This window comes from Rhizobium sp. Root1204 (genome assembly GCF_001424965.1).
Classification (GTDB): Bacteria; Pseudomonadota; Alphaproteobacteria; order Rhizobiales; family Rhizobiaceae; genus Pararhizobium.
Map to the genome: position 1 here is coordinate 208,220 of NZ_LMCZ01000041.1, position 12,528 is coordinate 220,747.

Genomic DNA, 12,528 nt, shown 5'->3' on the forward strand with positions numbered 1-12,528 from the left:
GACATCTCCCCCACAAGGGGGGAGATTACCCCGAATGTTTGGTGGTCACCCCACCCCGGCGCGGAGCGCCGACCCTTCCCCTCGAGGGGAGGGTATTACTGGCCGGGGCGGCCGGTCTTGCCTTTGGTTTTCTTCTGGCGCTTGAGGTCGCCGGCATCCTCGTAGGAACCGGCGCCGGATTTGGCGCGGATGAAGGGTTTTGGGTCGTCGGCCTTTTCCGGCTGGCCTTCCAGCAGCGGCGAGACGCGTTTTCCGGGTTCCGTCACCGGCTTTTCCGGCAGTTTTCCCGTGGTGTTGAGCGGCTTTTCGGTGCGGCCGACGGTCATTTCGTCGAGGCTGTTCTTGCGGAACAGGCTGGCCTCACCACGTGCCGGGACGGCGATGTTGTGACCCACGTCGTCGTCGGTGGGTTTGCGGAACCCGGATTGCCCCTCGGCCGGTTTGCGGGCCGGGCGGGTCATGTCGGTGCCTGGGCCCATGTCGTCGAGGGTGGGTTTGGCGAAGAGGCTGGTGGCCTTACCCTCCCCTTGAGGGGGAGGGTCGGACCGTAGGTCCGGGGCGGGGTGATCTTTCGCGGTACTGATGGGGTCACCCCCACCCGCAGCTTCGCTGCGACCTCCCCCCTCAAGGGGGAGGTGGGTGTCGCGGCCGGCCTTGCCCTTCTTGCCTGAGCCCTCCATCGCCCGCGCCTCTTGGCGTGCCATCGGGTCGTCCATGACGGCGAGTTCGGCGGCCTTGAGGCGTTTGATTTCGTCGCGCAGGCGGGCGGCGGTTTCGAAATCGAGGTCGGCGGCGGCGTTGCGCATCTGCTTTTCGAGCGCTTCGAGATGGGCGGCGAGATTGTTGCCGACCAGGTCGGTGACGCTGCCCTTGACGCCCTTGATGCCGATATCGGCGCGGACATGATCCTTCTCGTAGACCGAATCGAGGATGTCGGAAATGCGGGCTTTCACCGATTCCGGCGTGATGCCATTGGCCTCATTGTAGGCCACCTGCTTTTCGCGGCGGCGGGAGGTTTCCTCCATGGCGCGCTTCATCGATCCGGTGATCTGGTCGGCATAGAGGATGACCTTGCCGTCGACGTTTCGCGCCGCGCGGCCGATGGTCTGCACCAGCGAGGTTTCCGAGCGCAGAAAACCTTCCTTGTCGGCATCGAGGATGGCGACGAAGCCGCATTCGGGAATGTCGAGGCCTTCGCGCAGCAGGTTGATGCCGACCAGCACGTCGAAAGCGCCGAGGCGCAGGTCGCGGATGATCTCGATGCGCTCCAGCGTGTCGATATCACTGTGCATGTAGCGGACGCGAATGCCCTGCTCGTGCAGATATTCGGTCAGGTCCTCGGCCATGCGCTTGGTCAGCACGGTGATCAGCGTGCGGTAACCGGCCTGGGCGGTCTCGCGGATTTCGCCCAAGACGTCGTCGACCTGGGTCTTGGCCGAGCGGACCTCGACCGGCGGATCGATCAGGCCCGTGGGGCGGATGACCTGTTCGGCAAAGACGCCGCCGGACTGTTCCAGCTCCCAGGCCGCTGGTGTCGCCGAGACGGCGATCGTGTCCGGGCGCATGGCGTCCCATTCCTCGAAGCGCAAGGGACGGTTGTCCATGCAGGATGGCAGGCGGAAACCGTATTCGGCCAGCGTCGCCTTGCGGCGGAAGTCGCCCCGGTACATGCCGCCGATCTGGCTGACGGAGACGTGGCTCTCGTCGATGAACAGCAGCGCGTTGTCGGGGATATATTCGAACAGAGTCGGCGGCGGCTCGCCGGGCTGGCGGCCGGTGAGGTAGCGCGAATAGTTTTCGATGCCGGCGCAGGAACCGGTGGCTTCCAGCATCTCGATGTCGTAGCGGGTGCGCTGTTCCAGCCGCTGGGCTTCGAGCAGGCGGCCGCCCTTTTCCAGCTCGGCCAGGCGCAGTTTCAGCTCTTCCTTGATCGATTTGATCGCCTGGTTGAGCGTCGGGCGCGGGGTGACATAGTGGGAATTGGCGTAAATCTTGACGCTCTTCAGGTCGTCGGTCTTCTGGCCGGTCAGCGGATCGAATTCGGTGATGCTGTCGATCTCGTCGCCGAACATGCTGATACGCCACGCGGCATCCTCAAGGTGGGCGGGGAAGATCTCGATCGTGTCGCCGCGCACGCGAAAACTGCCGCGTTGAAAATCCATGTCGCGGCGCTTGTATTGCTGGGCAACGAGATCGGCGAGCAGCTGCCGCTGGTCGAGCGTGTCGCCGACCGTCATCTGGAAGGTCATGGCGGTATAGGTTTCGACCGAGCCGATACCGTAGATGCAGGAGACCGAGGCGACGATGATGACGTCGTCGCGCTCGATCAGCGAGCGGGTTGCCGAGTGGCGCATGCGGTCGATCTGTTCGTTGATCGAACTCTCCTTCTCGATGAAGGTATCGGAGCGCGGCACATAGGCTTCCGGCTGGTAATAATCGTAGTAGGAGACGAAATATTCGACCGCATTGTCGGGGAAGAAGTTCTTGAACTCGGAATAGAGCTGGGCCGCCAGCGTCTTGTTCGGCGCCAGGATGACGGCGGGGCGCTGGGTGGTCTCGATTACCTTGGCCATGGTGAACGTCTTGCCGGAGCCGGTGACACCGAGCAGGACCTGGGAGCGGTCGCCGTTGGACAGGCCCTCGACGAGGTCCTTGATGGCGGTCGGCTGGTCGCCGGCGGGCTCGAAATCGGCCTTCATGACGATCTCGATGCCGCCCTCGGATTTTTCCGGGCGGGCGGGGCGGTGCGGCGTCCACAGTTTGCCGTCCTTGAACAGCGGGTTGCCGCTCTCGATCAAGGCGGAGAGGGCCTCGACCGTGGCGGTGACGCCGCTGCCGGACATGAACTTTTCGGCATCCTCAAGCGCGACATCGAGGCCGGAGACGGGATTAAGACCGGCGGCGGCACGGGTCTTCGGGTCCGACGTGCCGCCCATCGAGGTGCCGCGGGCGGAGCGGCTGGCGGAGACTTTGTTTGCGCTCACGCTGTCGGCGCCCTGCGCCTTCGCTCCGCGAGGGCCTCGCACGGGCTCGGACGCCCCTTCGGGCTTGCGGCCTGCAGCCGAGCCCCTTTCCTTCTGGGCGGCGATCTCCACCTTCTTGCGGTGTTTGCCGGCCTTGGAAGCGACGTCGTGGCGGGTCTCGATCGTCTCGGCCTCGGCCATGCGCTGCAGCTCTTCGGCCCAGTCGGCGACATTGGACGACAGGGAACCGGCAGGAGCGCCTTCGAATGAGGCCTGGGGAGCTTCTTCGAAGCCTGTGGTTTTTTTCGGTGCTTTCGACATGCGGGGAATATGGAGAGAGTCCGGCGGAAAGTGAAGGGGAGAGGAGTACAAAAAGGCAACGGGGAGGTGGGCTACTGCCAGTTTCTGACAGGATTGTTCGCGAGGTCCGGTCCGGCCGGTTTTCTGTGTGGCGGCGGGCGGTCCCGGCTTGAATGGTGGCGGATTGGCGGTACATGCTGCGCATCTCGCCAACCCATCTTTCCAGGGATTCGAAATGCCTTTTTCGCTGAATACGGCCGCCGTGCTGCCGATCGTGCTGCTCATCCTGTCGAATGTCTTCATGACCTTCGCCTGGTACGGCCATCTGAAATATACGTCGTCGCCGCTCTACATGGCCGTGATCGCCAGCTGGGGCATCGCCTTTTTCGAATATTGCCTGGCGGTTCCGGCCAACCGGATTGGCCACGAGGTCTATTCGGCGGCGCAGCTGAAGACCATGCAGGAGGTCATCACGCTGGTGGTGTTTGCTGGTTTCTCGGTGTTTTGGCTGAAGGAATCGCTGACCTGGAACCATGCCATCGGTTTCTGCATGATCGCCGGCGGCGCGGCCTTCGTGTTCAAAGGCTGACAGCCTCAACCGCCGCCGAACCATCATCCGAGCGGATGACGAAGCAACCGACGATGCGGTCGTAGAGGGTCTGGCCGCGCCAGAGGATGAACGGGCCGAACCACCAGAGTGCGCCGAGCAGCCACGCGATCAGGCCAACGGTCAGCAAGGCGCTGAAATCCGGCAGCTGCATGTCGCGGGCGGCACGGACGACATCGGCGAACTCACCGGAGGCCAGCGTCGACACGCCGGGCAGGTTGCGCGCGGCGTGAACGGTGACGGCGATGCCGAGAAGGCATGACGGCAGGAACTTCCAGACCTCCCTCGTCAGGCATTGCCTGAAGGAGGGGATTGCTTGCCTGGCAGCGACGATGCGAAGGAACAGAATGGCTTTTCCAGGCGTCCTGCGGCCCGCCGCCGTCATTCTGGCGGTTGCCAGAACGAACAGCGCCAGGAACAACAGCTGGAGCAGGATGTTCGATGCGGTGCTCGCTCCGGAAATATCCAGCGGGATGGCCTTGCCAGTCTCATCGATCTCTATCGATACGAAGCGGCTGGAACCTGTTGCGTCTGCGGATCTCGTCACCGTCGATATGAAGAAGCGCTGCTGCATGCCGATGCTGGAATTGATACAGATCTGGTTTGTTCGGGTTTCGCCATCCGCCAGTGGCCATCCTGCTTCGACCTCTCCGATCAACGGACTGTCGGTGGTGACCTCGCATGTCGTCGATTGTCCGATGTAGAAACCGAGATTCCAGCCCGTGACGGCCTGCAGCGGCAGCGCCAGCATCATCAGGATGCTGTAGAAAACCGCCAGATCGACAACAAACGCGACGGCGCGGCGCCAGAAAAGGCGCGGTGGCCGTGTTGTGGTGCCAGGCGTAACAGCGGTCATCGGTTCCCTTTCAGCAATCCCGTGTGACCGGGTTCATAGGGCGTCTTGCCGGTGGCGGGCAATGGGCACCATGGGCTTTTCGGAGGCAGTTTTCGCGGATTGACATTTTGGGGCCGCGACCGCATTGCGCGTGTCTGGTTTTGGCGCCGTCCTTCGATGACGAGGCTGAAGGCTGTGATGCGCCGGGCGCCGAGCCATCGGACATGCAGACGGGAATGAACGGGACTGACATGTTGCTCTTGAAACTGACCTTGGTACCCTTCTTTTTGCTTGCCGTTTCGATGGCGGCCGTGCGCTGGGGGCCGGCAGTGGCGGGCTGGCTTGCCGGTCTGCCGATCGTGGCAGGGCCTATCCTCTATCTGCTGGTGCTGGAGCAAGGGCCGATTTTCGGGGTGGGCGCTGCCGCGGCTGCCCTGTCGGCGATCTTCGCGTCTGAGGCCTTCAACCTCGCCTACGCCTGGACCTGCCGCTGGTATCATTATTGCATTGCCGCCGTGATGGGGCTTGCCGCGTGGTTCATCGCCGCCCTCGGCCTGACGAGCTTGCCCGGAACGCCGGCCGTTGCACTCGGTATGGCGCTGCTCGGCGTCATCTGCGCGCAAACATTTCTGCCGCGCACGAACGCCACCGCCAAGGTGATAACGATCACCCGGCTTGATCTGATCATGCGCATGGTTGCCGGTGCTGTTCTGACGCTGGCGGTGACGGTCCTGTCGGCTTCGCTGGGCGCGCAATGGAGCGGCGTTCTGACGGTTTTTCCGCTGCTGGGGCTGATCCTGTCGGTGTCATCGCAGCGGGCCTATGGTCCCGATTTCGTTGTCCGGCTGCTGCGCGGCATGGTGCTGGGACGCTTTTCGTTCGCGGCCTTTTGCCTTTGCCTCGTCTGGCTACTGCCCAGGCAGAATGCCGAGATCGCATTTCTTGTCTCATCCGCCGTATCCGTCTGTGTTCAATGGGCCAGCAGGCAGGTCGCCGCCGCTCTGCGCCAAGCCCGAGCCTAGCGATTAATCGCTGCCGCCGAACAGCGTATCGAGGATCTTTCCTTCCAGCCGCGCCAGTTCCGGCGAACCGTGGCGGCGGGGGCGCTCAAGCGGGATATCGAAATCAAGCGCGATCCGGCCGTGGTCGATGACGATGACCCGGTCGGCCAGCGCCACGGCTTCGGCGACATCATGGGTGACCAGAACCGCTGTGAAGGTCTGTTGCTGCCAGATGCTTTCGAGCAGATGCTGCATCTCGATGCGGGTTAGCGCGTCGAGCGCGCCGAGCGGCTCGTCGAGTGCCAGAATATAGGGGTGCGCTACAAGCGCACGGGCAAGGGCCACACGCTGGCGCTGGCCGCCGGACAGGACAGACGGCCATTCTTCGGCCCGGTCGGCAAGGCCAACCTCGCTCAGAATGGCGAGCGATTTTTCGCGGGCCTCCGCGCCCTTGGCGATACCGGTCAGGCCGACCTCAACATTCCTGGCGATCTTGGCCCAGGGCAGAAGACGAGGTTCCTGGAACATGATGCGGGTGCGGTTTTCACCTTCCGCGCCCTTGTTGAGCGTCAGTGTGCCGGAGGTCGGTTTGTCGAGACCGGTCAGCAGCCGCAGCAGCGTGCTCTTGCCACAGCCACTTTTTCCGATGACGGCGATGAACTGGCCGGCGGGGACATCGAGATCGATGTTGTCGAGAACGGTCTTGTCGCCGAACTTGCGGCTGACGCCACGAAAGGAAAAGGCGACGTCGCGGTTGTCTTGGTCGCGCGGTTTTGGTGCGGCATAGGGAAACCACTGGCCGGGCGGCGTTTCACGCAGCGCGCGTGCCTCTGCCGTTTCCTTGACCGGACGGGCCGGTTTGGTCTGTTGATCGAGGGTGATGACGGACATTTCCGGTACTCCGTGTTTCGTTTCGCGAAAAATCAGGCAGTCTGGAAGACGGGATGCCACTGCAATGTCAGCCGCTCGAGCAGCCGGGCAAAACTATCGGCGAGCTTGCCGAGCAGGGCGTAGATCAGGATTGACAGCACGACGACATCGATCAAAAGAAACTCGCGGGCCTGCATGGCCATGTAGCCAAGGCCGGAGGAGGCGGCGATGGTTTCGGCGACGATCAGCGTCAGCCACATGATCCCCAACGCATACCGCAGGCCGACGAAGATGGCGGGCAGGGCGCCGGGCAGGATGACGCGGAAGAACAGCGTGGTGCGCGACATGCCGTAGACGCGGCCCATCTCGACCAGTTGCGGATCAACGCTCTGGATGCCGAGCAGCGTGTTAACATAGATCGGGAAGAACACGCCGAGTGCCACGAGGAAGAGCTTTGCTTCCTCATCAATGCCGAACCAGAGGATGACCAGCGGGATCAATGCCAGATGCGGAATGTTGCGAACCATCTGTAGCGTCGTGTCGGTCAGGTTGCGTGACAGGCCGGAAAGACCATTGGCAAGGCCGAAGATCAGGCCGATCGAGCCGCCGATAGCAAAGCCGGAGAGGGCGCGGGCGGTGCTGACGCCAATATTGCGGACGAGTTCGCCCGACAGAAGCAAGCGCCAGAAGGCCTCGGCAACGGCGGAGGGGGCCGCCATGACATTTGGCGAGATCAGCCCGGTGCGGGCGGCAATTTCCCAAACAAGAACGATGAGGGCGGGCAGAAGCCAGCCTGTGCCATTGCGCAGGATCGATTGACCGGTGGATTTCATCCTCTGCCCTTTCTGTTTCGTCGCTAGCCATTTTCGCGTGCCGGTCCGGATTGACGACCGGCACGCTTGCGGTTTCCCTGGGAGGAACTCAGTTTGTCGGCGCCGTCCAGACCGCATCGGCGATGGTGATCTGCTTGGGAATCAGGCCGAGCTTGAAGAACCGATTGGCGGTCTGCTGCTGGCTGGCGACGATCTCCGGCGTAATCGGTTCGACGCCGAAGACGGTGCGGTTGGCAGCTATTGTCTGGGCTTCAAGCGGCACACCCGTCACCTCATGCAGTGCTTCCGCCACCTTGCCGCGATTGGCATCGGCCCAGGCTGCAGCATCCTTCAGGGCGGCGATCGTGGTGGTGACCGTTTCCGGATGGTCCTTGGCGAAATCGCGATTGGCGAGGAAATAGGTCTTGACGTTGAGGGTCTCGGCCGATGTTGTCAAAATGCGCGGCTTGTAGCGGGTTTCGGCGATGGCGAAGAAGGGATCCCAGACGGCCCAGGCGTCGATCTTGTCGCTGGCAAAAGCGGCTGCCGCATCGGCGGGGCTCAGATAGACCGGGGTGATGTCCTTGAAATCGATGCCGGCTTTTTCGAGTGCCGCGACGACAAGATTGTGGGCGGACGTGCCCTTGCCGACGCCGACTTTCTTGCCCTTGAGATCGGCCAGCGACTGGATGGATGAATCCGGCTTGACGAAGATGGCTTCGCCGGCGCCGTTGGAGGGGAGGGCCGCGACATAGGTGATGGCGGAGCCTGCGGCCTGGCCGAAAATGGGCGGCGCATCGCCGGTCCAGCCGACATTGATCGAGCCGACATTCAGCGCTTCGACCAGCGGCGGGCCTGCGGTGAATTCGACCCAGGAGACGGTGACGCCTTTGGGCGCCAGCGCCTTTTCGATGATCTGCTGCTGGCGGGCGATGACCGGCAGGCCGGTCTTCTGATAACCGATCTTGAACTCGGTCAGTTCGGCGGCGGCCAATCCGGTAACAGGCAGGCCGGAGGCGGCAAACAGGCTGGTGGCGATAAGGCCTGCGCCGAACAGGCGTCTTGTCAATGTGAGCATTGGATCCCTCTTTTGGTTGGCGAAAGCGATTTCCGCGTGAAGGGATCATGCTAGATAAATCTATTATGATTATAGAGTTTATTTATTTTGTAGATTGATCGTGCGGGGAAACGCTTTTCCGTGACGGGAATACAATCGGCCGGATTTTTCCGTTGCTTAATCCAGCAGATCAAAGGCGCGAAAGATCCAGACGACCTGATAGGTCAGCCCGGCGATCAGGAAGGTTGCGTGGAAACGCCGGTTGGGCGTGATGGCGGCGACGAGGCACAGTGCGATGTAGACGGTATTTCGCAACGGATATTCCAGCCCGTAGGACAGGAAATAGGCCTTACCCTTGACGGCGGTGTCGACCAGATCGAGGGCGTAGGCGAGCGCCAGGAAGCCGAAGAACCAGGCGCGGCGCGACATGAAATAGTGTTCGTAGCCGCTGTAGTCCTCCATCGAGGTGGGAAAGAGCAGCACGCAGAGAAAGAAGAAGATGCAGCAATAGGCGATGACGAAGAGATAGACGCTGAAATCGATCACAGGCACGGAATGCAGCCGGTATTCCCACCACCAGAAATAGATCAGGAACAGGAACATGAACAGCACCCAGCCGAGGTGCAGCCAGTAGATTTTTGTCTTGCCGGGATGCTGGACGAACAGCGCCAGGCCCGTCAGCAGCCGAGCCATCGACAGGCTGATGACCATGCCCATGACGACGCGGATATGGGAGAAAATTTGCGGATCGACGGACTGGTCCATGGCTCAGGCCTTTGTGAGAACGGGGTCAGGCTTCCGGCGGGACAGGCTTCGGATGACCGTTCTCATCCAGAGCCACCATGACGAACAGCGCATCGGTGACCTTATCCATCCGGTCGGAGAGATAGCGCTGCGCCCAGGCCTCGACCTTCAGCGTCATCGACGTGCGGCCAACCTTGACGACATCGGTATAGATGCAGAGCGTATCGCCGATCTTCACCGGCATTTCGAAGGCCATTTCCTTGACGGCGGCGGTTACGACGCGCCCGCGCGCCCGCTCGGCGGCACGGATACCGCAGGACAGGTCCATCTGCGCCATGACCCAGCCGCCGAAGATGTCGCCGGCGGCATTGGCGTCGCCTGGCATGGCCAGGGTGCGCAGGGTGAGGTCGCCGTTGGGTTTGGCCATTGTGTCGCTCTCCGTTTGTCCTGATGTAACCCGATGCGGATGGATCGGAAAAGACCCCGGCGGGAAATAACCTTGAAGGCTGCGCCGCTCATCCATGATGGTAAACAAACGGTAAGGTCCGTCCTGTCAATATTAGTGGTCGCTTGTTAGGAAGTTCGAAAATTCCGGCCGGTATCGTGCCTCGACAATATGAGGGGGACTGGGCTCAATGAAACATTTCCGAATTTCGGTGCGTCTTTATGCACTGGTGGGGTTGGCACTTCTGACCATGGCGGCCGTCATGACGCTTGGCCTGTTCCAGGAGCAGGACAAGCTGGTGGCGCAGCGCAAGGCCATGCTCGAAGCGATGAATGAAAACGCGGTCTCCGTGTTCGATACCTACTACAAGCAGGAACAGGCGGGAACGCTGTCGAAGGCCGATGCGCAAGCGCGGGCGATCGAGGCGATCCAGGCTATGCGCTATCAGGGCAATGGCTATTTCTTCATCACCGACATGAAGAGCATGATGATCATGCATCCGATCAAGCCGGCGCTGAATGGTACCGACCAGACGGATAACAAGGACCCGACGGGCAAACACATTTTCGTCGAGTTTGCCAAGAAGGTTGCGGCAGAAGGCAAGGGTTTCGTCGATTATTATTGGCCGAAGCCCGGTGCCGACGAGCCGGTGCTGAAATATTCGCATGTGGCCGGATTTGCGCCCTGGGGCTGGATTGTCGGTACCGGCGTCTATGCCGATGACCTCGCAGCCATGTTCAAGGACGGCCTGATCCGCGTGGCGATGATTTGCGGTTTTGCCGCACTGGTCATTCTGCTCGCCGCCTTCTCCATCGTCCGCAGCGTTGTCGGCCCGATCGAGCGGCTGAAGACTTCGATGCGGGCGATTGCCGACGAGGATGTCTCGTCTGCCATTCCGGAAAACGACCGCAAGGACGAGATCGGCCAGATGGCCGCTGTGCTGGTGGAGCTGCGGGATTCGGTGAAGGAGCGCATCGGGCTTCGTGTCCGCGAGGCCGAGCAACAGACCCGGCTGGACGAAGAGCGCCTGAGCAACGAGCACCGCTCACTGTCGAACGCACAGGCACAGGCCGACGCGATGACGACGGTCGGCAGCGCGCTTGAAAAGCTGGCAAGTGGCGACCTGACGGCGGAAATCGGCCGGATCGCCCCGGAATATTCCAAGCTGCGCGAGGATTTCAACACGGCTGTGACCGCGCTGCGTGGTGTCATCCAGTCGATCGCGCAGTCGACCGAAGTGGTTTACGGCAGTGCCGGCGACATTTCCGAAGCCGCCAACAACCTGTCGCGCCGCACCGAGCAGCAAGCGGCCGCCCTTGAAGAGACGGCGGCTGCACTGGATGAGATCACCTCGACGGTCAGAAGCGCATCCGACCGTGCGGCCGAGGCGCGCGAAATGGTTAACGAAACCAAGGGCAGTGCGGCGAAATCCGGCGATATCGTCCGCAACGCGATTGCCGCGATGACGCGTATCGAAGGCTCGTCCTCCAAGATCAGCCAGATCATCGGCGTTATCGATGAGATCGCCTTCCAGACCAACCTCCTGGCGCTGAATGCCGGTGTCGAGGCGGCACGGGCAGGCGAGGCTGGCCGCGGGTTTGCGGTCGTCGCGCAGGAAGTGCGGGAGCTGGCGCAGCGTTCGGCCGGTGCCGCCAAGGAGATCAAGGAACTGATCCGCAATTCCGCCACCGAGGTCGAGACCGGCGTGACGCTGGTGCGCTCGACCGGCGAGGCGCTGACGGAAATCGAAAGCCTGGTCAACCGGGTGAACGAACATGTCGCCTCGATCGCCACCGCCGCCCGCGAACAGGCGACCGGTCTTGCTGAGGTCAATACGGCCGTCAACAGCATGGACCAGATGACCCAGCAGAATGCCGCGATGGTCGAGGAGACGACGGCCGCCAGCCAGACTTTAGCGCAGGAGAGCCGCGAGCTGAAGAGCCTGCTGCAGACCTTCCGCCTTTCCACGGACAACAGGCAGACGGGCTACAGCCGCGCTGCCTGAACTTTCAAAAAGACGGAAATGCCGATTGCCCGCGTTCGAAAGGACGCGGGCTTTTTCTGTTTTGGGCGGTTGTGGTGATGCGTTGTTTCTATCTGGAGATTTGGGCGATTCCAGTCGTTGGTGTAACGATGCGCTTGACCCGGGGCTATTTCCCATCAGAATAATCCAGTGGTTCAATGTGTTACGGTGCCGGTTCGGTTCAGGAGCGGCATACTGGGTTCCAAAGGGGAGAGGACTGCCAATGACGGTTTTTCAACGTGTTGCAATCCGTTTTGCGGCATTCATGGCGCTGGGACTGCTGACGGCATGCACCGTCGCCGTCGATGAGCCCGGCGGGCGGCCCTATCCTCGCCCGGAACCATCGAGGCCGCAAATGTGTACGATGGAGTATAATCCGGTCTGCGGTGAGCGCGGCAACAATCGCCGGACGTTCGGAAATGCCTGCCAGGCGCGGGCGGAAGGTTTCCGGATTACCGGGCGAGGCGAATGCCGGCCTGAACGTCCTGATTTCGGCGGCGACAGGCCCCAGGTCTGCACCCGCGAATATGCGCCGGTCTGCGCCCGCCAGGGACGGCGCGAGCAGACATTTTCAAATAGCTGCATGGCCGAAGCCCAAGGGTTCCGTGTCATCGGCCGCGGCGAATGCTCGCGCGGCAGCGACCGGCCTGTCGATGATTCCGGCATGCGTCCGCCGCGCGATCCGGATCGCCGGCCTCAGGCCTGCACCCGCGAGTTTGCGCCGGTCTGCGCCCGGCAAGGACGGCGCGAACAGACATTCCCGAACGCCTGCACGGCGCAGGCGCAGGGGTTTCGCGTGATCGGCAACGGCGATTGCCGCTGATCTGAGCGTAACGCCAGGGATAACGGACTGCTCCGGCTGGGGCGGTTC

Annotated in this window: 11 protein-coding genes; 4 read left to right on the forward strand and 7 right to left on the reverse strand. The window is 62.2% G+C overall.

What is annotated here, in order from left to right; translation table 11 throughout:
• Nucleotides 1-95: 95 nt before the first annotated feature.
• Nucleotides 96-3,284, reverse strand: a complete 3,189-nt coding sequence (gene uvrB / locus ASC96_RS27650; protein ID WP_060506274.1) for an excinuclease ABC subunit UvrB — start codon at nt 3,282-3,284, stop codon at nt 96-98.
• Nucleotides 3,285-3,498: 214 nt separating this feature from the next.
• Here uvrB and ASC96_RS27655 point away from each other — a divergent pair, with 214 nt between their 5' ends.
• Nucleotides 3,499-3,852 carry a DMT family protein gene (locus tag ASC96_RS27655; protein WP_060506327.1) on the forward strand — a complete coding sequence of 118 codons (354 nt, stop codon included), beginning with the start codon at nt 3,499-3,501 and terminating at the stop codon, nt 3,850-3,852.
• On the opposite strand, the gene ASC96_RS27660 is transcribed toward ASC96_RS27655, so the two are convergent.
• Nucleotides 3,842-4,726 carry an RDD family protein gene (locus ASC96_RS27660; protein WP_060506275.1) on the reverse strand — a complete coding sequence of 295 codons (885 nt, stop codon included), beginning with the start codon at nt 4,724-4,726 and terminating at the stop codon, nt 3,842-3,844. The genes ASC96_RS27655 and ASC96_RS27660 overlap by 11 nt on opposite strands.
• Before the next feature lie 215 nt (nt 4,727-4,941).
• Between ASC96_RS27660 and ASC96_RS27665 the strand changes: the two genes are divergently transcribed.
• Complete coding sequence (locus ASC96_RS27665) at nt 4,942-5,727, forward strand: hypothetical protein (RefSeq protein WP_200954904.1); 786 nt, start codon at nt 4,942-4,944, stop codon at nt 5,725-5,727.
• Nucleotides 5,728-5,730: 3 nt separating this feature from the next.
• Here the strand turns inward: ASC96_RS27665 and ASC96_RS27670 are convergent, their stop codons facing one another.
• From ASC96_RS27670 to ASC96_RS27690, 5 genes are all read right to left on the reverse strand, one after another.
• Nucleotides 5,731-6,597 carry an ATP-binding cassette domain-containing protein gene (locus ASC96_RS27670; protein WP_082512286.1) on the reverse strand — a complete coding sequence of 289 codons (867 nt, stop codon included), beginning with the start codon at nt 6,595-6,597 and terminating at the stop codon, nt 5,731-5,733.
• A gap of 32 nt (nt 6,598-6,629) precedes the next feature.
• Entirely contained in the window at nt 6,630-7,409 is a 780-nt protein-coding gene (locus tag ASC96_RS27675) for an ABC transporter permease subunit (protein ID WP_060506276.1), read from the reverse strand.
• An 88-nt stretch (nt 7,410-7,497) separates the two neighbouring features.
• Nucleotides 7,498-8,466, reverse strand: coding sequence for an aliphatic sulfonate ABC transporter substrate-binding protein (locus ASC96_RS27680; protein WP_060506277.1), 969 nt, complete (start codon nt 8,464-8,466; stop codon nt 7,498-7,500).
• 156 nt (nt 8,467-8,622) lie between these two features.
• Entirely contained in the window at nt 8,623-9,210 is a 588-nt protein-coding gene (locus ASC96_RS27685) for a hypothetical protein (protein ID WP_060506278.1), read from the reverse strand.
• 25 nt (nt 9,211-9,235) lie between these two features.
• Nucleotides 9,236-9,616: an acyl-CoA thioesterase gene (locus ASC96_RS27690; RefSeq protein WP_060506279.1), complete on the reverse strand. Its 381-nt coding sequence runs from the start codon at nt 9,614-9,616 to the stop codon at nt 9,236-9,238.
• A gap of 208 nt (nt 9,617-9,824) precedes the next feature.
• On the opposite strand from ASC96_RS27690, the gene ASC96_RS27695 reads away from it, so the two are divergent.
• Nucleotides 9,825-11,639, forward strand: a complete 1,815-nt coding sequence (locus ASC96_RS27695; protein WP_060506280.1) for a methyl-accepting chemotaxis protein — start codon at nt 9,825-9,827, stop codon at nt 11,637-11,639.
• 241 nt (nt 11,640-11,880) lie between these two features.
• Complete coding sequence (locus tag ASC96_RS27700; RefSeq protein WP_060506281.1) at nt 11,881-12,480, forward strand: Kazal-type serine protease inhibitor domain-containing protein; 600 nt, start codon at nt 11,881-11,883, stop codon at nt 12,478-12,480.
• Nucleotides 12,481-12,528: the final 48 nt, after the last annotated feature.